Source organism: Ornithinimicrobium carbonis (assembly GCF_977012275.1).
The window spans coordinates 488,768-512,759 of record NZ_OZ348993.1 but is presented as its reverse complement, the minus strand read 5'-3'; the positions used below and the strand labels follow the sequence as shown (position 1 = coordinate 512,759).

Here is a 23,992-nt window from a genome sequence, read left to right as displayed (position 1 = left end):
GTCACCCACCGGCGGCGGCGTCAGGGGGTACCCACCGCCGTCGGTGACTCCTGCCGCAGCCGCTCGGCGAACGCCTCGGCCCGGGACAGGGCGGCCCCCAGCTCGCGGATGCGTTCCTGCACGCCGGCGTGCGCGTCGTCCAGGAGCTCCCGGGCCTGCTTCCGGCTCGCCAGGTCGGCCTCGGGGTCGGTCGCCGTGTCCAGCGCCGCCAGCAGCTCGCCGATCTCCTCGATCGAGAAGCCCAGCGGTTTCATCGGGGTGATGAGCAGGAGCCGGTCGATCCCGGCCCGGTCGTACAGCCGGAACCCTCCCTCGGTCCGCCCCGCCGGGGCGACCAGCCCCATCTCCTCGTAGTAGCGGACGGTGCGGTGGGACAGCCCGGTGCGTTCGACGACCTCTCCGATGTGCACCAGGCCCTCGTGCTCCGCGGTCACGACGGGTCTCCGTCGTCGACCCCGAAGAGGGGGAGCAGGCTGCCCTCCGGCAGGTCCGCCGCGATGGTGCCCATCCGCCACCGGTCGGAGAAGAGGGCGACCAGGGTGCCGTCGGTGCGCTCGAGGACCTCCGCCCCGTGCTTGGCGTCGATCGTGGCGACCGCCTCCCGCCTCGTGCGACGGGCCTCGGCGTACCCGAGCGGCTCGAGCACGCTCTGGGCGCCGAACTCGTGCTCGAGCCGGTGGGTGGCGACCTCGAACTGCATCGGGCCCACGGCGGCCAGCACGGGGGACTGGGCGCCGCGGCGGTCGGACACGAGCACCTGCACCACGCCCTCCTGGTCCAGCAGCTGGATGCCGCGGCGGAACTGCTTGGACCGGCCGGTGTCCCGGGGGCGGACCACGGCGAAGTGCTCGGGGGCGAACCGTGGCAGCGGGGGGAAGGTGACGGGTTCCTCGGCGTAGAGGGTGTCACCCACGTTCAGCGACTGGGCGTTGACCAGGCCCACGACGTCGCCGGGGAAGGCCTCGTCGATGGTCTCGCGCTCGCGGCCGAAGACGGACTGGGCGTACTTGGTCTGGAACGGCCTGCCGCTGCCGGCGTGGGTCAGGACGGAACCGCGCTCGAACGTCCCGGAGCAGACCCGCATGAACGCGAGCCGGTCGCGGTGGGCCCGGTCCATCCCGGTCTGCACCTTGAAGACGAATCCGGAGAACGGCCCGTCGACCGCCCGCGGTCGACCTGCGACGTCGGCCCACGGCCCGGGCGGCGGCGCCATCTCGGTGACCGCCTCCAGCAGCTCGGCGACCCCGAAGTTCAGGACGGCCGCCGCGAACAGCACCGGTGTGGTCCGGGCCGCCAGGAAGCTCGCCTGGTCGTGCGACTGGCCCGAGGAGGTGAGCAGCTCGAACTCCTCCACCGCCTGGGTCCAGGCGACGTCGTGGCGGCGCGCCGCCTCGTCCGCCTCCAGCGACTCCCGGCCGGCCAGCGTCGCGCCGCCGGGGGTCCGCGTGAACTGGGTCATCCCGCCGGTGGAGGGGTCGAGCACACCGCGGAAGTCGCCGGCGATCCCGACCGGCCAGTTGAGGGGGGTGGGGACGATGCCGAGCCGCTCCTCGATCTCGTCGAGCAGCGCCAGCGGCTCCTGCCCGGGGCGGTCCCACTTGTTGATCACCGTGATGACGGGGGTGCCGCGGACCCGGCAGGCCTCGAACAGCTTGAGGGTCTGCGGCTCCAGGCCCTTGGCCGCGTCCAGCAGCATGACCGCGCAGTCGACGGCGGCCAGCACCCGGTAGGTGTCCTCGGAGAAGTCGGCGTGCCCCGGGGTGTCCAGCAGGTTGAGCACGACGTCCCCGACGGTGAACTGCAGCGCCGCCGAGGTGATCGAGATGCCTCGGGCCTGCTCCATGTCCAGCCAGTCGGACACCACCCCGCGCCGGGACCCCTTCCCGTGCACCGCACCCGCCTCGGCGATCGCGTGCGCGTGCAGGGCCAGGGCCTCGGTCAGCGTCGACTTGCCGGCGTCGGGGTGGGAGATCACGGCGAACGTACGGCGCCGGGCCGTCTCGGTCGCGACGTCGCGGCTCACCGGTGGACCTGCGTCGAGATGGTGCTGCGTGGGGTCATGCGTCCTCCTGCGGCCGCACGGCGGCGGCCAGGGTCGGTGGTGGTCCAGCCCTGCTCCGACCAGTGGTCGGCCAGGCGGGTGAGGGTATGCCGCTCGTCGCTGCGGCACGACGGGCACGCGGCGCGGAAGGGGGTGGGCATGCGCACCACTCTAACGTTGCGGTAGGGTTGTCCGGTGCAGCGACGGCGGGCCGCCGTCGCTCTTCTGTGTCCGCGGCCTTCTGCCGGCACACGTCTCCCTGCCTGTCGGCGTCGCCGCCGATACCCCACACACCTTGCCCCGTCCCGCCGCGCCCGAGGAGCCCCATGGCCGAGTCGACAGCCACCACGACCACCCTTCCGAAGGAGCCGCGCACCCCCGTCGTCCCCGAGGCCGGGGAGCGCGAGACCTCCACCCGCGCCGCCCTGCGCAACCCCCGCCGGCTGCGCACGGAGGTGCTCGCCGGTCTCGTCGTGGCGCTGGCCCTCATCCCCGAGGCGATCTCCTTCTCCATCATCGCCGGGGTGGACCCCCGCGTCGGGCTGTTCTCCAGCTTCGTCATGGCCATCACGATCGCCTTCGTCGGCGGACGTCCGGCGATGATCACGGCGGCGACGGGGGCGATCGCGCTGGTCATCGCGCCCGTCGCCCGCGAGTACGGCCTCGACTACTTCCTGGCGACCGTCATCCTCGCCGGGGTGCTGCAGATCGTGCTCGCCCTCCTGGGGGTGGCCAAGCTCATGCGGTTCATCCCGCGGATGGTCATGGTGGGGTTCGTCAACGCCCTGGCCATCCTCATCTTCATGGCGCAGGTCCCCTACCTGGTGGGCGTGCCCTGGCTGGTCTACCCGATGGTGGCCCTGGGGCTGCTCATCATGGTCCTGCTGCCGCGCCTCACGACGGCCGTGCCTGCCCCCCTCGTCGCGATCGTGGTCGTCACCACGCTGGTCTGGGCGGCCGGCTGGCAGCTCCCGGACGTCTCCGACCAGGGCGAGCTGCCCCGGTCGCTGCCCGAGCTGCTCCTGCCGGACGTGCCGCTGACGCTGGAGACCCTGCAGATCATCGGCCCCTACGCCCTCGCGATGGCGCTGGTCGGGCTGCTGGAGTCGCTGATGACGGCCAAGCTCGTGGACGGCATCACCGACACCCACTCCGACAAGACCCGGGAGAGCTGGGGCCAGGGCGTGGCCAACCTGGCCTCCGGCTTCTTCGGCGGCATGGGCGGCTGCGCGATGATCGGCCAGACGATGATCAACGTCAAGGTCTCCGGCGCCCGCACGCGGATCTCGACCTTCCTCGCCGGCGTCTTCCTGCTCGCGCTCGTCGTGGGGGCCGGGCCGGCCGTGGGCATGATCCCGATGGCGGTCCTGGTCGCCGTGATGATTATGGTCTCCGTGGCGACGTTCGACTGGCACAGCATCCACCCCTCCACCCTGCGCCGGATGCCGTACAGCGAGAACCTGGTCATGATGCTGACCGTGGCCGTCACTGTCCTCACGCACAACCTGGCCTACGGCGTCATCGTCGGGGTCAACGCGGCGATCATCCTCTTCGCCCGTCGGGTGGCCCACTTCGCCTCCGTCGACCAGGTGATCGAGACCGACGTCGACGGGGACGGCCAGCCGGACGTGCGCACCTACAAGGTGTCGGGCGAGCTGTTCTTCGCCACCAGCAACGACCTCGTCTACCAGTTCGACTACGCCGGTGACCCGCACACGGTGGTCATCGACCTGTCCGCGAGCCACATCTGGGACGCCTCCACCGTCGCCGCCCTCGACGCGGTCCAGACCAAGTACGAACGCCTCGGCAAGGAGGTCGAGATCGTCGGCCTCAACTGGTCCTCGGCCGCCCGGCACGGGCAGCTGACCGGTCAGCTGGGCGACGGGCACTAGTGCGCGACCGGGCGCCCCGCTCTGCGAGACTGCCCCGGTGACGCCCACCTCCCTGGCCGACCCGCAGGCCGCGCACGTCCAGTCGCGCACCGTGCTGACCCTCATGGGCAGTCAGACCCTGGGCGGCATCGGGGTCGCCAGCGGCATCGCGGTGGCCGCGATCGTGGCGGCCGAGGTCAGCGGGAGCGACGCGCTGTCCGGCCTGGCGACCACGACCCAGGTCCTCGGCGGCGCGCTGTTCACCATCCCCGTGGCGGCGGTCATGGCCCGGCACGGCCGGCGCCCCGGCCTGGTCATGGCATACCTGCTCGGTGCCGTGGGAGCCTTCCTGGCCATCACCGCCACCGCGACCGGGACGTTCTGGCTGCTGCTGCTGGGGACCACCCTCTTCGGGGCCTCCACCACCGCGAACAACCAGGCCCGGTATGCCGCCACGGACCTGGCCACCCCCGAGCGCCGCGGGCGCCAGCTCAGCTGGGTCGTGTGGGCCACGACCATCGGGTCGGTCCTGGGGCCCAACCTCATCGGGCCGGGCCGCTGGATCGCCGGACAGCTCGGCCTGCCGCCGCTGGCCGGTGCCTGGGTGCTGTCGATGGCCGGGTTCGCGCTCGCGGCGCTGCTGTTGCAGCTCCTGCTGAGGCCGGACCCGCTCCGCCTCTCCCGCGAGCTCGCGGCCCGGGCGGCCCCGGCGGTCGAGGAGACGGTGCCGGCGTCCGCCCGGCGGGGGAGCGTGGCCACCGGCCTGCGGCTGATCGCGGCCACGCCGGTGGCGCTGTGGGGCACGGTCGCGCTCACCGTCGGGCACGTCGTCATGGTCGCGGTCATGGTCATGACGCCCCTGCACATGCGGCACGGGGACGCCCAGATCGAGATCATCGGGTTCGTGATCTCCCTGCACATCCTCGGCATGTACGGACTGGCGCCGGTCGCGGGCCAGCTGACCGACCGCCTCGGGGCCGCCCGGGTCGTCCTGCTGGGCGTGGCGATCCTGCTGACGGCCACCGTGCTGGCCGGGCTGTCGGCCGTCGGCTGGTCGGCCGGGCTCACGGCCGGGCTGTTCCTGCTCGGCCTGGGGTGGTCCTGCACCATGGTGGCCGGCTCCGGCACCATCGCCGGGGCCGTCCCGGTCGCGGAGCGCGCCGCCGTCCAGGGCGCCGCCGACCTCGTCATGGGCCTGTCCGCGGCCGTGGGCGGGGCGGTGGCGGGCGTCGTCATGGACGTGTGGGGCTACGGCGTGCTCAACGCGGCGGCCGCGGCGGCCGCACTCGCCCTGGGCGCCTTCACGGTGGCCCGCCGCCGAGTCGTTAGCCTGGGAGGGTGACCCCGGCCCATCCCTCCCACGCCCTCGACCCTGCCCGGGTGGAGGTCGTCCAGCGCGCCCGCGGCCGGTGGCGGCGCGAGGTCGCCGAGCTCGGCGGTCCCAACACCCTGCTGTGGCACCGGACCTCGCTGACGGGCACCTTCGACCTCAACCTGGCCCACCCGGGCGGCGTGGCCAAGCTGCTCTCGGGCCGGCCCACCCTGCTCTCGGAGCTGGTGCGCGAGCACGTGGCCTTCCTCGACGCCTCCCGCCGGATCGGCGCCATCCGCGACAAGACCAACGAGCTGCGGCGCGAGCACGGCATGGAGACCGGGTTCCTGGCGATCGGGCTGGCGACGTGGACCCTGCACCGGGTCCCCGTCCCTCCCCGCGCGCCGGTGCTGCTGCGCAGCTGCCGGATCCGGCCGGTGGACGCCGCCCACTCCGACCACGTGCTGCAGCTGCACGAGGACGTCGTCTTCAACCCCGTCCTCGAGCACTACCTCCGCAGCGAGATCCACCTGGACCTGGACCCGGTGGGGCTGGCGGGGCTGTCGGCCCAGCACCACGGCTTCGACCCGCGGCTGACCTACCAGGCGCTGGAGGACCTGTGCAGGGAGATGACCGGCTTCGCGATCGGTCCGCAGATGGTGCTGGGCACCTTCCCCTGGGCCAAGCTTCCGCTGGTCACCAGCTACACGGGGGACGCGCACGCGCTCGCCGGCCACGACGTGGCCGCGGCGCTGGCCGGTGTCGACGTCTCCTTCCCCGGGGACGGCCCGGACCCCGTGCGCGCGGACGACCCCGCCCAGGAGCTGTCCGCCCTCGACGCCGACCGGGCGCAGCGGCTCGTCGTGGACGAGGCCTCCCGCGGGGCCGACCTCGTCCTCGACACTCCGGCAGGCACCGGCGCCACGCAGACCGTGGCCAACGTGGTCGTCGCGGCGCTGTCGGAGGGACGCAGCGTGCTGGTGTGCTCCGAGGAGCGCTCCGCCCTGGAGTCCCTGCGGCGCCGGCTGGCGCACGTCGGCCTCGGCGACCTGTGCCTGCACCTGGCCGAGGACCCCGAGTCCATGCGGGTCGGCCTGGCCTCCGTGCGGCACGCCCTGGAGCACCTGCCCCGGGAGGTCGAACCGGAGCTGGGCCCCGACCCGCTGCCCGCCCGCGCGGACGCGCTGTCGGTGCTGCGCCGCGAGCACGAGGTCCTGCACCACCGGCACGCCCCGTGGGGCCTCTCGCTGGCCCGGGTGGAGGACGACCTGGCGGCCCTGGCCGCCCTGGAGGCTCCGCCGTGCTCACGCGTGCGGTTGGTGGACGAGGTGCTGGCCACCCTCGGCGAGGAGGAGCTGTCGGCCGTCGCGGACGCCCTCGTCGAGGCCGCCGACGCCGGTGCCTGGACCCGGGGGCGGGGGGACGACCCCTGGTACGGCGCCCGGCTCTCCGGCACCGACGAGGCGTCCCGGGCCCAGGAGATCGTCGCCCGGATGGTCACCGGAGCCTTCGGTGCCGCCCGGGAGCAGGCCGAGCGGGTGTGCCGGGCGGCGGGGATGCCCGTCCCGGTCACCCTCGAGCAGTGGTCCCACCGGTTGACCCTCGTCGCCCGGGCCAGCGAGACGCTCGACGTCTTCTCGCCCCAGGTCTACGACGCTCCGCTGGAGGAGATGGTGGCGGCCACGGCCGCGCGGGACGAGGTCTCCGGCCGGCCCGGAGCCGTGACGCGAGCCCGGCTGCGCCGGCAGGTGCGCTCGCTGCTGCGACCCGGCACGCCTCCCGCGGACCTGCCGCAGCGCGTGCGTCGTGCCCGGGACGAGCGGGCGGAGTGGGAGGAGGTGGCCGGCCGGGCCGCGCGCCCCGCCGCCCCGGAGGGCTGGGAGGAGGCGCTGGCCGCGCACGCGCCGGTGGGTGAGGACCTGGCCTGGCTGGCCCAGGTGTTCGTCGGCACCCCCGTCGGCCAGGACCTGAGAACGGTCCACCTCGACACGGTCCTGGAACGCCTCGTCGGCCTCGACGCCCGGGCCGACCGGGCACCGGTCGCCGCGGTAGCCCACCCGCTGCTCGCCCCGGTGCGGAAGCGCGGCCTGGGCGAGCTCGTCGACGACCTGGCCCGCCGCGGGGTCGCGCCGGAGCGGGTCGCCGCGGAGGTGCGGTTCGTGCACCGCTCCTCGGTGCTGCTGCACCTGCGCTCCGACGCCGTGCCCCAGCAGCTCCCGGCCGACACGGTCCGCGAGGCCGAGCGCGCCTTCCGCCGTGCGGACCGGGCGCACCTGCGGCGCAACGCCGCCCGGGCGCGCCTGGCCGTCCACCGTCGGCTGCTGCGGACGCGGGAGGCCCACGCCTCCCAGCTGGCCGCCTGGGAGCGGGCCGTCGACGAGGCCGCCGTCGGGGCGATCGACCTGCGCGACCTCATCAGCCGGGCCCCCGACGTGGTCCGTGCCGCCCAGCCCGTCGTGCTCGCCTCGCCCCTCGTGGTCCCCGCGGTGCTGCCGCCGGACACCACCTTCGACCTCGTCGTCCTGGAGCGGGCCGGGCGCACCACGAGCGCCCGGTCGGTCCCCGCCCTGGCACGGGGCCGGCAGGTGCTGGTCGTGGGTGACGGCGGCGGCCTGGGGCCGGCCCCGTTCTCCGTCGTGGCCGACCCTCGTGCCGAGGGGGAGGCGGACCGGGGGCAACCGTCCCGGTCCCTGCTCGAGGACGCAGCGGACGTGCTGCCGGTGCGTCACCTGCAGACCCAGTACCGCGCCCTGCACCAGGGGCTCGTCGCGCCGCTGGCTCCGTTCATGCCCCAGCCCGTGCACAGCTTCCCCGGGGTATGGCGTGGGGCCGCGGCCCGCAGCGTCGTCGCGGAGGGAGGGGTCTCGGCCCAGGTCTCATGCGCCGTCGAGCTCGCCCTGCAGCTGGCCCGGCAGGATCCCGACGGGAGCCTGCTCGTCGTCACCGACGACGAGGCGACCGCCGAGGACGTCGCGATCGCCCTGCGGGGTGCGCTGGCCGCGTCGGCCGCGGAGGCAGGGGGTCCACCCGACCCGGTCCTCGCCGGCGTGCTGGGCGACCTGGACGAGCGGTCCGAGCCGTGCCTGGTCCGGCCCGTGCACCGGGTGGGAGGGGAGGTCCGCGACCGCGTGCTGTGGGTGACCGGGCCGCAGTCGGCCCACGACGGTCGACGTGTCGGCGCGGTCCTGGCGGCCGCCCGCGCGGCGGTCGAGGTCGTCACGCCGGTGCCGGTCGACCGCTGGCCGGCCGGCCCGGGGACGGACGTGGTGCGGCAGGCCGTCGGGTCGGCCGACCTGACCGACCGGGGTCACCGGTCCGCCGTGCTCGCCGAGCTGACCCGACGGCTGCGGGACGAGGGGCTGGAGGTCGTGGAGGGGATGGGGCACGGTCCGCACGCCCTCGACCTGGCCGTCGTCGAGCAGGGGAGGGGCCAAAAACCGGTGCTGATGAGCGTGGCCGTCGACAGCGACGTCTCGCCGGACGCGGCGCGGACCGAGCCCGGCCGCGACGACGTGCGGCTTCGCCACGAGCAGCTCACCCGCATGGGGTGGGTCCCGCTGCGGGTGCGGGGCACGGACGTCTTCACCGACCCGGCCCGGGAGGTGGCCAGGGTGCTGGAGGCCGTCCGCGGGGCGCAGCGCCGCGCCGGGGAAGCGACCGTCTCCGCCCAGGGGCCGGCCATGCCGTGACCGGCACCGACGACGGGGAGGCCCCGGTCCGCCGGCGGCGGCACCGACGGGTGGACGCGGCCCCCACCCGTCCGGACGCAGACGTCTCCGAGGACCTGCCCGTGAGCAGCCCGGAGACAGGTGGCGGCGCGGGGGCACGTCCTGAGGCACCGGCCGGCCGGGTGGGTCGACCTGCTGTCGACCGGTCCGGGGACCGGGGCGGCGCCGACGCCGCACGCGACGCGTGGATCGCGGCGCAGCGCCCGCCCCACTGGGACTGAAACGCCGGTCGCGCATCTCCTTTCGTCCCCCGTCCGTCGTCGGTGTCCGTCGCCCCCGCGTGCATGCACCGCACGTCCTCGGTCGTCCTGCGCGTGCGTGCACCGCACGTCCTCGGTCGTCCTGCGCGTGCGTGCACCGCACGTCCTCGGTCGTCCTGCGCGTGCGTACACCGCACGTCCTCGGTCGTCCTGCGCGTGCACCCACGTCGTCCCGTCGTCCTGCGCGTGCACGCACGACGCCCCCGGCCGGGGGCCGGAGGCGTGGTGGTGGGGCCGGGGTCGTCCCCGCGGGGACCGGAGCGTCCCGGTGGTGTCAGAGGGTGCCGTCGGTGCGGCGAGCGGCCAGCAGGTCGCGGATCTCGCGCAGGGTGGCGATCTCCTCGGAGATCTCCTCCGGCTCCTCCTTGCCGCGCATGCGCAGCTCGTTGAACTTGTTCATCGGCACGACGAGCACGAAGTACACGACGAGCGCGGTGAGCAGGAAGACGATCAGGGCGTTGATGATCGCCGCGAAGTCCATGTAGGTCGAGGGGTTGCCGTCGATGATCTCGAAGCCGAGCCCCTCGGCCTCGGCGCCTCCCATGGCGTTGAGCAGCGGGGTGACCAGGCTGGACACGACCTGCTCGACGACGGCGGCGAACGCGGCGCCGATGACGACGGCGACGGCGAGGTCGATGACGTTGCCCCGCATGATGAATTCCTTGAAGCCCTTGAGCATTGCTGTCCTTTCGTCCCGGGCGCAGGGCAGCAGCCATGACGTCCGGATGATGGTGGGGTGGTGGCGGGCGCAGCCCTCGCGCCTCGGTCCACCGACGAGGGTACCAGAGTCGCGTCCGCCGCCACACCCGTACGGGTGGGGTCAGGGTCCGCGCAGGGCCACGTGCACCGCACCGCCCAGGGGGTCACCGCCCCGGGCCGCCAGGGCGGCAGCCTGACCGTCGTCGACGGCGACCCAGGCGCCGCCCTGCTCCGCCGACCCCACGGCGAGGACCAGGACCTCCCGGGCCAGGAACGACCCGTCGGACGGCGACCGCAGGTCGACCCGGTCACCAGCACCGAGGGACGCCGTCACGGCGGGCTCGAGCACCGGGACCCACACGGCGACGGTCCCCGGACCCAGCCCCGCGACCATCTCGGCGGTGCGCACGTCGGAACGGGTCAGCACCTCACCGGCCGCGAGCACCGAGGAGGCGGGTCTCCCGAGGGCCGCGCCGGGCTCGAGCAGCGCCCCGTCGGGCAGGGCGGTCCGTGGCAGCACCCGCAGGGCGAGCGCGTCCTCGGTCAGCTCGGTCCCCGCGGCCACCTCGCGGACGGCCACGACCGCGGGCACCCCGTCGGGCACGGGCCGGGTGACCGCCAGCTGGGCCACCAGGCCCACGGCCAGGGCGGCCAGCACGGCCGAGACCCACCGGCGCAACCGGGGGCCGCCCCACCTGCGCGGCCGGTCGGCCCGTCGGGCCGACCTCGCGCCAGGAGGACCCTGGGTGGCACGGGCGGCTCGGCCGGTCCGGGCGGTTCCGTCGGTCCGGGCGGTTCCGTCGGCGCGGGCGGTTCCGTCGGCGCGGCCCGGGCCTGCCCCGCGAACGGGGCGGAGGGGCGGCCCCCCGTGAGAGGGCCGCCCGGTCGCGGGGTCGTCAGCTGGGGAGCGCGGCACGCGCCGAGAGTAGGTGCGCGACCGCATACCCCCGGAAGGGGTCAGCCGCCGCCGGTGGAGGAGCCGCCGCCCGCCGAGGAGGATGTGGACGACGTGCTCCCCGTCGAGGACGCCGAGCTCCCCCCGGAGCCGGCCGACCCCTGGGAGTGCGTCTTCGACCCCCGGTCCGCCGACGACGTGCCCGCCCCGTCGGAGCCGGAGCCCGCCCCGTCGGAGCCGGAGCCGGAGCCGGAGCCGGACGAGCCCGAGGACGAACCCTTCGAGCCGCCCGCGCCGGAGCGGGAGTCCGTGCGGTAGAACCCCGACCCCTTGAAGACGACCCCGACAGCGCTGAAGATCTTGCGCAGGGAGCCGCCGCAGCTGGGGCACTCGGTCAGGGCGTCGTCGCTGAACGCCTGCTGGATGTCGAAGGCGTGTCCGCAGTCCTTGCACGCGTACGAATAGGTGGGCACGGAGGGAGATCCTACGTGGCCTCCCGCGGCCTCTCGTCCGCGTGACCTAGTCTGGAGCGCGTGTCCCGACCCGTGTGGCAGCGCGTGGCCGTGCCGGTGGTGGCGATCCTGGTGGTCGTCGTCGTGGCCACGGCCGTGCTGGGCGTCGGCCTGACCCGGCGGGCGTTCCCGCAGACCACGGGGGAGCTGGAGGTCCCCGGGCTGGCCGGGTCCGTCGAGGTCGTCCGGGACGAGCTGGGCGTGACCCACCTCTACGCGGACACCGCGGCCGACCTCTTCGCCGCCCAGGGTTTCACCGCCGCCCAGGACCGCTTCTTCCAGATGGACCTGCGCCGGCACGTGGTCAGCGGCCGGTTGTCCGAGCTCGTCGGCGAGGGCGGCCTGGAGACCGACAAGGTCATCCGCACCCTCGGCTGGCGCCGGGTGGCGGAGCAGGAGCTGGCCCTGCTGGACCCCACGGTCCGTGGCTACCTGCAGGCCTACACCAACGGGGTGAACGCCTACATCGACCAGCAGGCCTCACCCTCGCGCATGGGTCTGGAGTACGTCGTCCTGGCCCGCTCGGCCCCCGGCTACGAGGTGCGTCGCTGGGACCCGGTCGACTCGCTCGCCTGGCTGAAGGCGATGGCCTGGGACCTGCGCGGCAACTACGCCGACGAGCTGGCCCGCGGGCGCCTCGTCGGACAGGTGCCGCTGCCGCAGCTGGGCGAGCTGTACCCCGACTACCCGGTCTCGGAGCACCCGCCGATCCTCTCCCCCGGGGAGTGGTCGCCCGAGGAGCGACCGCGCGTGCCGGACGCCGACGCCCGCGGCGGGACCTCCGGCGCGGTGCGCGCACCGGCTCCGGGCGATGCCCTCGACCCGGCCGAGCAGGGCCGGCTGGGGGAGCCCGTCGCCCCGCCCGGACCCACCGAGGGGACGACCCGTCAATGGCTGGCTGACGGCGGGGTGGACGAGGCGCTCGCCGCGGCCGGGAGCGCCCTGGACGCCGTCCCCGCGCTCATGGGCACCGGGGAGGGCATCGGCTCCAACTCCTGGGTCGTCTCCGGTGAGCACACGGCCAGCGGTGCCCCTCTCCTGGCCAACGACCCGCACCTGGCGGTCGGGCAGCCCGGCATCTGGCTCCAGGCTGGCCTGCACTGCCGCGTGGTGTCCGAGGCCTGCCCCTTCGACGTCACCGGCTTCACCTTCGCCGGTCTGCCGGGGGTGGTGATCGGCCACAACCAGGACATCGCCTGGGGGATCACCAACCTGGACCCGGACGTCACCGACTTCTACCTCGAGGACGTCGAGGGCGACCGCGTGCTGCGCGGGGACAGCTACGTGCCGCTGACCGTGCGCACCGAGACGATCAAGGTGGCCGGCGGCGAGGACGTGGAGATCACGGTGCGCGAGTCCTCCCACGGTCCCGTGGTCTCCGACGTGCTGGACCCGGTGGCCGACCTCGGCACGGACGCCCCCCTCGGCGGGGTCGAGACCTCCGACGACTACGAGGTGGCGCTGGCGTGGACGGCGCTGGAGCCCGGTCGCACGGCCGAGGCGATCTTCGCGATGAACCGGGCGAGCGGGTGGGAGGACTTCAGGGACGCGGCCCGGTTGTTCGAGGTCCCTGCCCAGAACCTGCTCTACGCCGACACCGAGGGCAACATCGGCTACCAGGCCCCCGGGCTGGTCCCGGTGCGCCGCTCGGCCACGCACGGGACACCGCCCGGGTTCTATCCCGCACCCGGGTGGGACGAGGCCTACGCCTGGTCGGGCTGGGTGGACTTCGAGGAGATGCCGTACGCGCTCAACCCCGAGGACGGGGTGATCGTCGCGGCCAACCAGGCCGTGGTGCGCGGGAGCACCCCCTTCCTCACCAGCGAGTGGGACAAGGGCTACCGCTCCACCCGCATCCTCGAGCTGCTCTCGGCCCGCACCGAGGAGGGACCGCTCACCGTCGAAGACATGACGCAGGTCCAGCTCGACGACCGGAACGCCTTCGCGGAGGTGCTCGTGCCCCTTCTGGTGGACCTGGACCTGGGGCACGACTTCTACGCCGAGGCCCAGGACCTGCTGCGCGACTGGGACCTCACGGCCCCCGCAGAGGGGGAGCAGTCGGCCGCAGCCGCCTACTTCTACGCGGTCTACGCCAACCTGCTGGAGACCGTCTTCGACGACGAGCTGCCGCCGGACCTGGCTGCGACCGGCAACTCCCGCTCGATGCTCCTGCTGGACGAGCTGCTGGCCCGCCCCGACAGCCGCTGGTGGGACGACCGGCGCACGCCCGGGGTCGTGGAGTCGCGCGACGAGGTCGTGCGCACCGCCATGCTGCAGGCGCGGCTGGACCTGACCCGGGACATCTCCAAGGACGTCGAGGACTGGACGTGGGGACAGCTGCACCAGGTCCGCCTGGAGCACGAGGTGCTCTCCGGGGAGGACGTGCCGGCGCTGGTCAGGGGGATCTTCGGCCAGCCGCCACGGCCGGCCTCGGGCACCAGCGCCGTGGTCAACGCGATGAACTGGGACGCCTCGACGGGCAGCTTCGAGGTCACCTCGGCACCGTCCATGCGCATGGTCGTCGACCTCGCGGACCTGGACGCCTCCCGCTGGGTCAACCAGACCGGCAACTCGGCCCACCCGTTCCACCCCAACCACACCGACCAGACCAGAACCTGGATCGAGGGCGGGACCTATCCGATGGTCTCGGGGCGGGAGGCGGTGCTGGAGCGCGCCCACCAGACGATGACGCTCACGCCCGCTCCGCCGGGCTGAGCGGGAGCCGGGTCACCCCGCTGCCGGGGCGGAGCACGGCGTCCACCCGGGCGTCGTGAGGGTCGGCGGGCACGGCCGGCACCAGCTCGTGGTCGTGCAGCACGGCGACTACCGCAGCCCCGGGCGACCGCTCCCGCAGGAGGGGCAGGGTGGTGTCGTAGTAGCCGCCGCCCTGCCCCAGCCGGACCCCGTCGGCCCCCACGGCCAGCGCCGGGACCAGGGCCAGGTCGACCTGGGCGAGCGCCTCCTCGCCCAGGGGCGTGCGGTCCGGGTCGGCCACGTCGGCCCAGTCCAGCCGGGGCCGGGCCAGGGTGATCGGGACCAGCACCCGCACCCCCGCCCCGATCAGCTCCCGGACCAGCCGGTCCACGGGGGGTTCGGTGCGCATCGGCTCGAAGAGGGTCACCGTGGTGCCCGCGCCGACCAGCTCCAGGCCGGTGGCGGCCAGCGCCTCCGCGGCCTCCTCGCGACCCGTCGCGCCCCAGGCGTCCACCAGCTCGCGCCGCGCGGCCCGCACGAGGGCACGCCAGCGGGCCTTCTCGGCGACCACGTCGCCGTCGGCGACGACGGTGGGCAGCGAGGGGGAGCTGGGTGGGATGTTCACCGGGCCATTGTGTCCCGTCTGACTACGCTGGGCGCAGACCCCGATCAGAAAGGTGAGGACATGATCCCCGTCGAGGAGCACCTCGCGCGCATCCTGGAGCAGATCCGGCCGGTGGAGACCCAGTCCGTCCCGGTGCCGCGGGCGCACGGTCTGGTGACCACGGCCGAGGTCCGCAGCCGGGCGGACCTGCCCCGCTTCGACAACTCCTCGATGGACGGGTATGCCGTCCGGCGGCAGGACCTGGAGGGGGCCTCCGCGGAGAACCCGGTGCTGCTCCCGGTCTCGGGGGACGTGGCCGCGGGCGACCAGCTCCCCCGTGAGCACGTGCCCGGGCAGGCCTGGCGCATCATGACCGGCGCGCCGATCCCCGTGGGGGCCGACGCGGTCGTCCGGGTGGAGGACACCGACGGGCACGTGCGCGAGGCCCAGTTCCGGGTCCAGCCCGAGGAGGGGTCCAACATCCGGCGTGCGGGCGAGGACGTGCGCAGCGGGGAGGTGGTCCTGCCCGCCGGCACCCCGATCGGCGCACCCCAGCTGGCGGCCCTGGTCTCGGCAGGCGTGGAGCAGGTCGAGGTGGTCGGCCCGGTCCGCGTGGTCGTGCTCTCCACCGGGGACGAGCTCGTGCCGGTCGGCGACGCGGTCGGGCCGGGCCAGATCGTGGACTCCAACGGGCCGATGCTCGAGGCGCTCGTCCGCGAGGCCGGGTTCTTCCCCGTGCACGTGGGCCACCTGCCCGACGACGAGTCGGCGACGAAGAAGGAGATCAAGCACCACCTGGACCACGCCGACGCGATCATCACCACCGGCGGGGTGAGCAAGGGGGCCTACGACATCGTCAAGAAGGTGCTCAGCGGCGAGGGGACGACGGAGTTCGTCGAGGTGGCGATGCAGCCCGGCAAGCCGCAGGGGTTCGGGGTGCTCGGCCGCCGCAAGGTGCCCGTCTTCATGCTTCCGGGCAACCCGGTCAGCGCGCTCGTCAGCTTCGAGGTGTTCGTGCGACCGGCGCTGGAGCGCCGGGCGGGCCGCCGGGTCAGCGACAGCAGCACGACGGGCCTGGTGACCACGGGCTGGAGCACCGCCAAGGAGCGCACCACCTACACCCGGGTACGCCTCACGCGCGACGTCACCGGGGAGTATGCGGTGGAGCCGGTCGGCGGGTCCGGCTCGCACCTCGTGGCGGGGCTGGCGATGGCCGACGCGCTGGCGGTCGGCGGGGCGGACGAGGAGGAGGTCGCGGTGGGTTCGCAGGTGGAGCTGCTCCTGCTGCGTCCCCGCCGGGACATCGACGGCCGGCTCTCGGCGCAGGAGGACGACGGGTCCGACCGGGACGGGGACGGTCCCACCGACCCGGACGGCCCCCAGGACGGGGACGGCCGCACCGACGACAAGGACGGGGCGTGACCGCGGACGGGCTGACCCACCTGCGCGCCGACGGCACGGCGCACATGGTCGACGTCACCGACAAGGCGGTCACCGCGCGCAGCGCCAGCGCGGCGGGACGGGTCGAGCTGTCCGGCGACGCCGTCCGGGCGCTGCGCTCGGGGACGGTGCCCAAGGGCGACGCCCTCGGTGTGGCCCGCATCGCCGGCATCCAGGCGGCCAAACGGACGCCGGACCTGGTCCCCCTGTGCCACCCCGTCGCCGTCCACGGCGTCGAGGTCGATCTGGTCGTGGACGACGAGGGAGTGGCGATCACGGCCACGGTGCGCACGGCCGACCGCACCGGGGTGGAGATGGAGGCGCTCACCTGCGTCAGCGTCGCGGCCCTGGCCCTGGTCGACATGGTCAAGGCGGTCGACCGGCTGGCCGTGGTCACCGACGTGCGGGTCACGGCCAAGTCCGGCGGCCGCTCCGGTGACTGGGTCCGGCCGCGGTGAGCTGGGTCTGGCCGGTCGTCCTGCGCACCGGCCTGCCCGACGGCTCGACCCTGGTCCTGCGCCCGCTCGTCCGGTCAGACCGCGAGGCCTGGGAGGAGGTGCGCGGCCGCAACGCTCGCTGGCTGGCCCCGTGGGAGTCGACCGTGCCGGGGCGACCTCCCGGCCGGACCTCCTTCCACCGTCTCCGCCGCGGTCTGGACCGGGCCGCCCGCGACGGGTACCTGCTGCCCCTGGTCCTGGAGGTCGGCGGTCGCCTCGTCGGCCAGGTGCAGCTCTTCGACGTCCTCGGTGGCGCCCGGTCCAGCGGGCTGGTGGGGTACTGGCTCGACGAGGACGCCACCGGGCACGGCTACGCCACCTGGGCGGTGGCCCGGCTGGTCGACCACGCGCTGGGACCCGTCGGTCTGCACCGGGTCGAGGTCGCCATCCGCCCGGAGAACACCGCCAGCCTGGGGGTGGCGGAGCGGCTGCGGCTCCCGGAGGAGGGGATGCGCCGCGGCTTCATGCACGTCGACGGTGGCTGGGCCGACCACCGCTGCTTCGCGGTCCTGGCCGAGGACCTGCGGCCCGGGGGGTATGCCGACGGCGGGCTGGTCGCGCTGCTCCGGCGCGACCGGGGCGCGGACCCCGGGACACCCGGGACGCCGTCGTCGACACGGGACGACGAGGCTCCCGCACGTCACACCAGAAACTTGCGCGACACTCCGAGCGCCTGACGCACGCTCCGGCGACGGCCCCCTAGCGTGGCGCACGTGCCCAGCGTGAGCAGTCTGATCTTCGTCGTCATCCTGGCGGTGTGGGCTGTCTACCTGGTCCAGCACTGGGTCCGTCGGCGCGACCACCTGGCCACCGCACGGTCGGTCGACCGGTTCTCCGAGGCGATGCGCGTGCTGGAGCGCAGGCGCGCCCTGCCCCGTCCCGAGACGGCCGAGGTGGCACCGCGCCCCTACGACACCTCACCGCTGCGACCGGCCCGTCCGGAGGTCGTCGTCAAGCGCCACGACGCCCCGGCCGGCCTCGCCCGGGCCGCCCACGGTGCGCGCGCCGTGGCCCCGCCGCCCGCCGTGCGCCGGGCCCAGGTCGCCAACCGCCTCCGGGGGGCGGCCCTGCTCGTCTCCTCCGTCGTCCTCGTCGCGGCCAGCGGTCTGGCCATGGCCGGCACCCTGCCCCGCTGGTCGGCCCTTGCCGCCGTCGCCTTCCTCGGCCTCACCGTCGGCGTCGTGCGCTGGTCGGCGGCCCAGGAGAGGGCCGCACGTCGTCGCCCGGTCCGCGCTCCGCGCGTGGTGACGACGGCCGCCCGGCCGGCCGGGCGGCGCGCCCCGCACCGCGCCCCGACCCCCGAGCACGCGGACCGTCCGGGGCAGCGCCCCGCGGGACGGACCGCCGACCACGCGCTCGCCGCCCAGTCGCTCGCCGTGACGACCCGTCCCGGGTCTCGCCGGTCCGGCGCGCGGCGCACCGTGGTGGCCGCCGACCGGCCGGCACCCGCGCTCTACGACGTGGCCGCCGTCGAGGCAGGCCTGGACCGGCGGTCCGCCGTGTCCGGCGCCGGACCGACCGGCGGGGACCCGTCGGGCGCCACCTCCCCGGCCGTGGCGACGCCCTCTGCCCGGGACGGTGCCGCCGGGGGCACGTGGGACCCGGTCCCCGTTCCGCCGCCCACCTACGCCCTCAAGGCACGGGCCTCCCGCGGGGTGCCCGAAGGCACCGGACAGCTGCCCGAGGACGGCACCGTGATGGCCCTCGAGGAGGAGTTCGAGGACCTTCCCCACGTCGACCGGGTGGGGTAGGCCCGGCTCGTCGCTGATTGGGCGGCCGTCGACGGCGGTGCTAGAGTATGGAGCCGCACGAGGGGCTGTGGCGCAGTTGGTAGCGCGTCTCGTTCGCAATGAGAAGGCCAGGGGTTCGAATCCCCTCAGCTCCACCGGACAGGGTCCGGTCCCTCCGCCGAGGGGCCGGACCCTTCGCCGTGCCGGGGTAGGCTCGAGCGGGCCCTGCACCCGTCCCACGGGCCGGGTCGACCCCCCTGCCGAGCACGATCGAGGAGTTGTACACATGGCGGTCAACCTGCGCGGACGCAGCCTGCTGTCCTTGGTCGAGGACAGTCCGGCCGAGATCAAGCACCTCGTCGACCTGGCCCACGACCTCAAGCGGGCCAAGGCCTCGGGGCAGGAGCGCCAGCTGCTCCGCGGGCGCTCGGTGGCCCTCATCTTCGAGAAGACCTCCACCCGCACCCGGTGCGCGTTCGAGGTGGCCGCGGCCGACCAGGGAGCGTCCACGACCTACCTGGACCCGCGCAGCACCCAGATCGGCCACAAGGAGTCGATCAAGGACACCGCCCGGGTCCTGGGCCGGATGTTCGACGCGATCCAGTACCGCGGGTCGAGCCAGGCGAAGGTCCAGGAGCTGGCCGACCACGCCGGGGTGCCGGTCTACAACGGGCTCACCGACGAGTGGCACCCCACGCAGATGCTCGCCGACGCGCTGACGATGACCGAGCACACCCACAAGCACCGGCACGAGACCGCCTTCGCCTACCTGGGGGACGCCCGCAACAACATGGGCCACAGCCTGCTGCTGCTGGGCGTCAAGCTGGGGATGGACGTGCGCATCGGTGCCCCCGCCGGCCTGCAGCCCGATGGCGGGGTCGTCGACCTGTGCCGCGGGATCGCCGAGGAGACCGGGGCCCGGATCACGATCACCGACGACCCGGTCGCGGCCGTCCGTGGGGTCGACTTCGTGCACACGGACGTCTGGGTCTCCATGGGCGAGCCGGTGGAGGCGTGGGAGGATCGGATCGAGGGGCTGCTGCCCTACCAGGTCAACGCGGACCTCATGGCCGCGACCGGCAACCCGAGGGCGCGGTTCATGCACTGCCTGCCGGCCTTCCACGACACCGACACCGACGTGGGTCGCGAGCTCATGGGGCGCCACCCCGAGCTCGCCGGCGGGCTGGAGGTGACCGACGAGGTGTTCGAGTCCGCGGCGAGCATCGTCTTCGACCAGGCCGAGAACCGTCTGCACACGATCAAGGCGCTCATGGTCGCCACCCTCGCGTGAACGGGGCGCCCGAGGTGGCCGGAGCAATGCTCCGCGAGCCCGCCCACCGGGTCAGCCCGCGGGCGGTGACCTACTGGGTCGTCAACGGGCTGGTCGGCGGGATCATCACCTGGCTGGTCCTCTTCACGATCTACTGGTTCCTCCCGGACTCCTGGGGCCGGTGGCTGGGACCGCTGTTCGTCGTCGTCATGGTCCTCAACCTCGCCGACGTGACCCTCGAGCCGATCGTGCGGTACCGCCGCACCCGGTGGGAGGTCACCGGCGAGAAGGTCTTCGCCCAGACCGGCTGGCTCTCCCGCGACCAGCGGATCGCGCCGCTCTCGCGGGTGCAGACGGTCGACACCCACCGGGGCGCGATCATGCGGCTCTACGGCCTGGCCAACGTCACGGTGACGACCGCCTCGGCGGCCGGTCCCATCACCCTGCCCTGCCTGGACAGCGACGTGGCCGACCGGGTCACGGCGGACCTCGCCCGGATCACGGGGCAGACCCGGGGCGACGCCACGTGAGCCTGTCCGACCTGCCACCGCCGACCGGGGACCCGGTGGTGCCGGGTCCTGGCCCCGCGACCGGGCCGACGGGTCCTGGCCACGCGACCGGGCCGACGCGCGCGCCGGCCCCGGGTCCGGTGCCCGCCGGCGCCGGGGAGGAGTGGCAGCGGCTCAGCCCCCGGATGCTCCTCGTGCATCCGGTGCGCGGCCTGGGCTCGATGGCCGTCCCCCTGCTCCTCGCCTTCTTCATCGGCCGGGGTGACGGCGGGGCGTGGTGGATCTGGGTCGCCGTCGTGGGTGGTGCGATCGCCCTCCTGGCCGGCATGGTCTCCTGGTTCATCACCCGCTACCGGGTGACCGACGCCCAGCTCCAGCTGCGGACGGGGCTGCTGAACAGGCGGGTGCTGACCGCCCCGCTCGACCGGGTCCGCAGCGTGGACATCGAGTCCACCCCGGTGCACCGCGTCCTGGGGCTGACCACGGTCAAGGTCGGCACGGGGGTCGACAGCAGCCGGATCGAGCTCGACGGCCTGGGTCGGGACCAGGCGGCGCGGATGCGCACCTTCCTGCTGTCCCGGTCTGGTGCACACGGGTCGGGCGCGCCCGGGTCGGTCGCACCCGGACAGGTCCCGTCCGGCGCGGGCACGGCACACCCCCCGCCGGCGCCGGGGACGACCGCCGCCGGTGCCGCGCAGGCCCGCCTGCCCGCCGACGAGGTCGAGCTGGCGCGGATCGACTGGGGCTGGCTGCGCTACGCGCCGTTCAGCCTCTCCAGCCTGGTGGTCGTGGCCGGTGTGGCCGGTGTGCTGGCCCAGTTCGGCGACGACGTGCCGGTGGACGAGGTCGCGGTGGTCCAGGACGCCTGGGCCTGGGTGGTGGCACAGGCGGTGGCCGTCCTCGTCACGGCGGCCGTCGTGGGGGTCGTCGTGGGCTGGGTGGTGCTCTCGACGCTGAGCTACGTCCTGACCTGGTGGAACCTGCGCGTGGTCCGCGAGCCGGGGGGCAACCTGCGCGTGACCCGTGGGCTGCTGACCACCCACAGCCAGACGATCGAGCGGGAGAAGGTCCGCGGCGTGCGCATGGGCGAGCCGTTCCTGCTGCGGTTCGTCCGCGGGGCCGAGCTGACCGCGATCGCCACCGGCATCGGCACCGGGGGGACCACCAGGGTGCTGCCGCCGGCGCCCCGGACCGTGGTGACCCGGGTAGGGCACGAGCTGCTCGAGGAGGAGGGGCCGCTGACGATGTCGCTCGTCGGGCACGGACCCCTGGCCCGTCGCCGCATCCACGTCCGCGCCCAGTGGGGCTCCCTCTTCCTGGCCGCCCTCGCAGCCGTTCCGGTGTGGCTCGACCGGTGGTGGTTCGTGGGGTGGCCCGGGTGGATCCCGCTCGCGGTGCTCCTGGGTGTGGGCCTGTTCAACGGTGTGCTGGCCGAGGCGTCCTGGCGCAACCTGGGGCATGGCCTGACCGGGGACCACGTCGTCGTCCAGACGGGCGCGGTCGTGCGGACGCGGGAGGTGCTGGAGCGGGCGGGGGTCATCGGCTGGGTGGTCCACCAGAGCTTCTTCCAGCGTCGTCTGGGCCTGTGCCACCTGACCGCGACGACCGCGGCGGGCTCGGAGCAGGTCGTGGTCCCTGACGTGCCCCTGGCGGTGGCGGTGGACCTGGCGCTCCGGGCCACGCCGGGAATGCTGGAGGACGTCCTGGCGTAGTTCCTGCCATGGACGACATGGAGCGGATGCTGCGCGGGCTGGGGGCCGGAGGAGGGGACGGCGAGGACCGGGACGAGGACGTGCCGGGCGTCGTCGACCCGGCCGCACCCGCCGACCCGGGCACCGTCGTCGACCCGGCCGCACCCGCCGACCCGGCCGTACCCGCCGACCCGGCCGTACCCGCCGACCCGGGCGACCCGGGCCCCGCGCTGCCGCCGATCCAGCTTCCGGGCGACGACGAGCTGGACGACCACGCCCGCTACGACCGGGCGACGTTCCTGTTCCAGAGCCGGTCCTACTCCCGAGCGGTCGAGCTCCTCGTGCCGCTCGTGGACGCCGAGCCCGGCAACGCCGAGATCCGGCTGCTGCTGGCCCGTGCCCACTACCACTCGGCGTCGCTGGGCCGGGCGGAGGAGGTCCTGCGGGGTCTGCTCGAGCGCTGGCCCACGGACGCCTACGCGCACCTCCTGCTCGCCCGCACCCTGCAACGGGCCGGGCGCGCCGAGGAGGGCGCACCCCACCTGAAGATCGCCGAGGCGATGGGGCTGCAGGCCTGAGCCGGCCGCGCCGACCGCCGGCGGCCTAGTTCCAGAAGTCCCGGCGGCCTAGTTCCAGAAGTCGAAGAACATCCGCCAGCGCCACTGCTCGCGCGGCAGCACGACCGCGGTGTGGACCGGGTAGTACCAGACGAACCAGGCGGCGGCGAGAACGAGGTAGCCGACCACGAGCACCGCCCCCCACCGGCGCCGCCGGGGGGACGCGGTCGCCGGACCCAGGACGAGGCCCAGGCAGGCCACCACGACGAGCACGAGCCAGGGGAGGAAGGCCACCGCGTAGAAGCTGTAGATCGTCCGGGTCTGGTAGAGGAACCACGGCAGCCAGCCGGCGACCACCCCCGAGAGGGCCGCTCCTGCCCGCCAGTCCCGGCCGAGCAGCCACAGGAAGGCCACGACGACCAGCCCGGCCGTGGCGCCCCACCAGAGGAGGACGTTGCCCAGCGAGGCGACGTAGCTGACGCACTCGGCCGCCTCGCAGCCGGACTCCCCGCGGGTCGGCCACTCGGCGTAGAAGAGGGTGGGTCGCCACTGCACCGTCCAGCCCCAGGGGTTGGAGCTCCACCGGTGCTCGTTCTGCAGCCCGACGTGGAAGGACATCATCTCGGCGTGGTAGGCCCACAACGACCGCACGGCGTCGGGGACCAGTGCCGCGGGGCTGCCGTCGGCCAGGGGGTTCTGGGCCGCCCACTGCCGCTTCCACCCGCCCTCGGTGGCGAACCAGCCGGCCCAGGTCGCCACGTAGGTCGCCAGGGCGACGGGGACCATGGACACGAACGCGGGTATGCCGTCGCGCACCACGGTGCCGACGAACCATCCGGGAGCCCCGGCGGCGCGGCGCGCACCCAGGTCCCACCACACGGTCATCAGGCCGAAGACGGCGAGGAAGAACAGGCCCGACCACTTGGTGCCGACGCACAGGCCCAGGCTGACCCCCGCGGCGACGCGCCACCAGCGGACCCCCAGCGGCGGCCCCCACCACCGCGCCCAGCGCCGCCACGGTCGGCGGGGGACCGGATCGTCCCGGCCGCGCTCCCAGGCGGGCCAGCGGTCCGCCAGCCGACGCCGCGCCTGCTCGCGGTCGAGGAGGAGCAGGAGGAAGGCCAGCAGGGCCCACCACATGACGAAGACGTCGAGCAGCCCGATCCGGGACTGGGCGAAGTGGTGGCCGTCCACCGCGAGCAGCGTCGAGGCGGCCACGGCCAGCAGCGCGTGGTGCCACAGGTGCCACGCCACCCGGCCCAGCACCAGGATCGAGAGGGTCCCCACGACGGCCGACGCCAGGCGCCAGCCGGTGGGGTCCTCCGGACCCAGCAGCAGCTGCCCCAGGGCGATCATCCACTTGCCGACGGGAGGGTGGACCACGAGGTCGGGCAGGGAACCGAAGACGTCGGGGTCGCCGGCGTTCCACCGGGCGTCCGGATCCTCCAGCCCCTCGCGGATCTCCCGCTCGTGGCCGTAGCTCAGGAGGGACCATGCCTGCTTGACGTAGTAGGTCTCGTCGAAGACGAGCCGGCCGGGCTCGTCGAGGCGGACGAAGCGCAGGATCCCGCCGACGAGGGTCACCAGCAGGATCCCCGCCCACGCCAGCCGGTCCTGCCGGCCCCGTGGCGGAGGGGCGGGCCCGAGCAGCCTGGCCCGCAACGACTCCATACCGGGCATCG

20 protein-coding genes and 1 tRNA gene are annotated in these 23,992 nt (G+C 74.5%); 13 read left to right on the top strand and 8 right to left on the bottom strand.

Going from position 1 to position 23,992, the window contains the following annotated elements; genetic code table 11:
• Nucleotides 1-20: 20 nt before the first annotated feature.
• The 3 genes from ACWHYA_RS02320 to ACWHYA_RS02310 are packed head-to-tail and all read right to left on the bottom strand — an operon-like array spanning nt 21 to nt 2,202.
• The gene (locus ACWHYA_RS02320; RefSeq protein ID WP_425939267.1) at nt 21-434 is read right to left on the bottom strand and encodes a MerR family transcriptional regulator; all 414 of its coding nucleotides are present in this window, start codon (nt 432-434) and stop codon (nt 21-23) included.
• Entirely contained in the window at nt 431-2,023 is a 1,593-nt protein-coding gene (locus tag ACWHYA_RS02315; protein ID WP_425939269.1) for a peptide chain release factor 3, read from the bottom strand. Before ACWHYA_RS02315 ends, ACWHYA_RS02320 begins: the two co-directional genes overlap by 4 nt.
• Complete coding sequence (locus ACWHYA_RS02310; protein ID WP_425939271.1) at nt 2,020-2,202, bottom strand: hypothetical protein; 183 nt, start codon at nt 2,200-2,202, stop codon at nt 2,020-2,022. The genes ACWHYA_RS02315 and ACWHYA_RS02310 overlap by 4 nt, the downstream gene beginning before the upstream one ends.
• A 165-nt stretch (nt 2,203-2,367) precedes the next feature.
• On the opposite strand from ACWHYA_RS02310, the gene ACWHYA_RS02305 reads away from it, so the two are divergent.
• Genes ACWHYA_RS02305 through ACWHYA_RS02295 form a run of 3 tightly spaced genes read left to right on the top strand, consistent with a single transcriptional unit; the run spans nt 2,368 to nt 8,913 of the window.
• On the top strand, nt 2,368-3,933 hold the full coding sequence (locus ACWHYA_RS02305) for a SulP family inorganic anion transporter (protein WP_425939273.1): 1,566 nt from the start codon (nt 2,368-2,370) through the stop codon (nt 3,931-3,933).
• Between the two features lie 37 nt (nt 3,934-3,970).
• Nucleotides 3,971-5,254, top strand: a complete 1,284-nt coding sequence (locus ACWHYA_RS02300; protein ID WP_425939275.1) for an MFS transporter — start codon at nt 3,971-3,973, stop codon at nt 5,252-5,254.
• A complete protein-coding gene (locus ACWHYA_RS02295; protein WP_425939277.1) occupies nt 5,251-8,913 on the top strand; it encodes a hypothetical protein in 3,663 nt (1,220 codons plus the stop codon). The genes ACWHYA_RS02300 and ACWHYA_RS02295 overlap by 4 nt, the downstream gene beginning before the upstream one ends.
• A 573-nt stretch (nt 8,914-9,486) precedes the next feature.
• On the opposite strand, the gene mscL is transcribed toward ACWHYA_RS02295, so the two are convergent.
• The 3 genes from mscL to ACWHYA_RS02280 all read right to left on the bottom strand — a co-directional run bounded on the left by mscL (nt 9,487) and on the right by ACWHYA_RS02280 (nt 11,279).
• Nucleotides 9,487-9,891 (bottom strand): large conductance mechanosensitive channel protein MscL, encoded by a 405-nt coding sequence (mscL, locus tag ACWHYA_RS02290; RefSeq protein WP_425939281.1) that lies wholly within the window; start codon nt 9,889-9,891, stop codon nt 9,487-9,489.
• A gap of 141 nt (nt 9,892-10,032) precedes the next feature.
• On the bottom strand, nt 10,033-10,590 hold the full coding sequence (locus ACWHYA_RS02285) for an SAF domain-containing protein (RefSeq protein WP_425939283.1): 558 nt from the start codon (nt 10,588-10,590) through the stop codon (nt 10,033-10,035).
• 278 nt (nt 10,591-10,868) lie between these two features.
• Nucleotides 10,869-11,279, bottom strand: coding sequence for an FmdB family zinc ribbon protein (locus ACWHYA_RS02280; protein WP_425939285.1), 411 nt, complete (start codon nt 11,277-11,279; stop codon nt 10,869-10,871).
• Between the two features lie 60 nt (nt 11,280-11,339).
• On the opposite strand from ACWHYA_RS02280, the gene ACWHYA_RS02275 reads away from it, so the two are divergent.
• Complete coding sequence (locus ACWHYA_RS02275; protein ID WP_425939287.1) at nt 11,340-14,033, top strand: penicillin acylase family protein; 2,694 nt, start codon at nt 11,340-11,342, stop codon at nt 14,031-14,033.
• Here ACWHYA_RS02275 and ACWHYA_RS02270 read toward each other — a convergent pair.
• On the bottom strand, nt 14,011-14,637 hold the full coding sequence (locus tag ACWHYA_RS02270) for a 5-formyltetrahydrofolate cyclo-ligase (RefSeq protein ID WP_425939289.1): 627 nt from the start codon (nt 14,635-14,637) through the stop codon (nt 14,011-14,013). The genes ACWHYA_RS02275 and ACWHYA_RS02270 overlap by 23 nt on opposite strands.
• Nucleotides 14,638-14,697: 60 nt before the next feature.
• Between ACWHYA_RS02270 and ACWHYA_RS02265 the strand changes: the two genes are divergently transcribed.
• The 9 genes from ACWHYA_RS02265 (at nt 14,698) to ACWHYA_RS02225 (ending at nt 22,331) form a co-directional block, all read left to right on the top strand.
• Nucleotides 14,698-16,038, top strand: coding sequence for a molybdopterin molybdotransferase MoeA (locus ACWHYA_RS02265; protein WP_425939290.1), 1,341 nt, complete (start codon nt 14,698-14,700; stop codon nt 16,036-16,038).
• Entirely contained in the window at nt 16,035-16,514 is a 480-nt protein-coding gene (gene moaC / locus ACWHYA_RS02260) for a cyclic pyranopterin monophosphate synthase MoaC (RefSeq protein WP_425939292.1), read from the top strand. Before ACWHYA_RS02265 ends, moaC begins: the two co-directional genes overlap by 4 nt.
• Nucleotides 16,511-17,230 (top strand): GNAT family N-acetyltransferase, encoded by a 720-nt coding sequence (locus ACWHYA_RS02255; protein ID WP_425939294.1) that lies wholly within the window; start codon nt 16,511-16,513, stop codon nt 17,228-17,230. The genes moaC and ACWHYA_RS02255 overlap by 4 nt, the downstream gene beginning before the upstream one ends.
• 45 nt (nt 17,231-17,275) lie before the next feature.
• Nucleotides 17,276-18,304, top strand: a complete 1,029-nt coding sequence (locus tag ACWHYA_RS02250) for a hypothetical protein (RefSeq protein ID WP_425939296.1) — start codon at nt 17,276-17,278, stop codon at nt 18,302-18,304.
• Nucleotides 18,305-18,365: 61 nt separating this feature from the next.
• Nucleotides 18,366-18,438 (top strand) — tRNA-Ala (locus ACWHYA_RS02245).
• A 131-nt stretch (nt 18,439-18,569) separates the two neighbouring features.
• On the top strand, nt 18,570-19,574 hold the full coding sequence (gene argF, locus ACWHYA_RS02240) for an ornithine carbamoyltransferase (RefSeq protein WP_425939297.1): 1,005 nt from the start codon (nt 18,570-18,572) through the stop codon (nt 19,572-19,574).
• A 26-nt stretch (nt 19,575-19,600) separates the two neighbouring features.
• Nucleotides 19,601-20,083 (top strand): PH domain-containing protein, encoded by a 483-nt coding sequence (locus ACWHYA_RS02235; RefSeq protein WP_425939298.1) that lies wholly within the window; start codon nt 19,601-19,603, stop codon nt 20,081-20,083.
• Nucleotides 20,080-21,774: a PH domain-containing protein gene (locus ACWHYA_RS02230; RefSeq protein WP_425939300.1), complete on the top strand. Its 1,695-nt coding sequence runs from the start codon at nt 20,080-20,082 to the stop codon at nt 21,772-21,774. The genes ACWHYA_RS02235 and ACWHYA_RS02230 overlap by 4 nt, the downstream gene beginning before the upstream one ends.
• Nucleotides 21,775-21,782: 8 nt before the next feature.
• Complete coding sequence (locus tag ACWHYA_RS02225; RefSeq protein WP_425939301.1) at nt 21,783-22,331, top strand: tetratricopeptide repeat protein; 549 nt, start codon at nt 21,783-21,785, stop codon at nt 22,329-22,331.
• 48 nt (nt 22,332-22,379) lie between these two features.
• On the opposite strand, the gene ACWHYA_RS02220 is transcribed toward ACWHYA_RS02225, so the two are convergent.
• Complete coding sequence (locus ACWHYA_RS02220) at nt 22,380-23,981, bottom strand: dolichyl-phosphate-mannose--protein mannosyltransferase (protein WP_425939303.1); 1,602 nt, start codon at nt 23,979-23,981, stop codon at nt 22,380-22,382.
• Between the last annotated feature and the right edge of the window lie 11 nt (nt 23,982-23,992).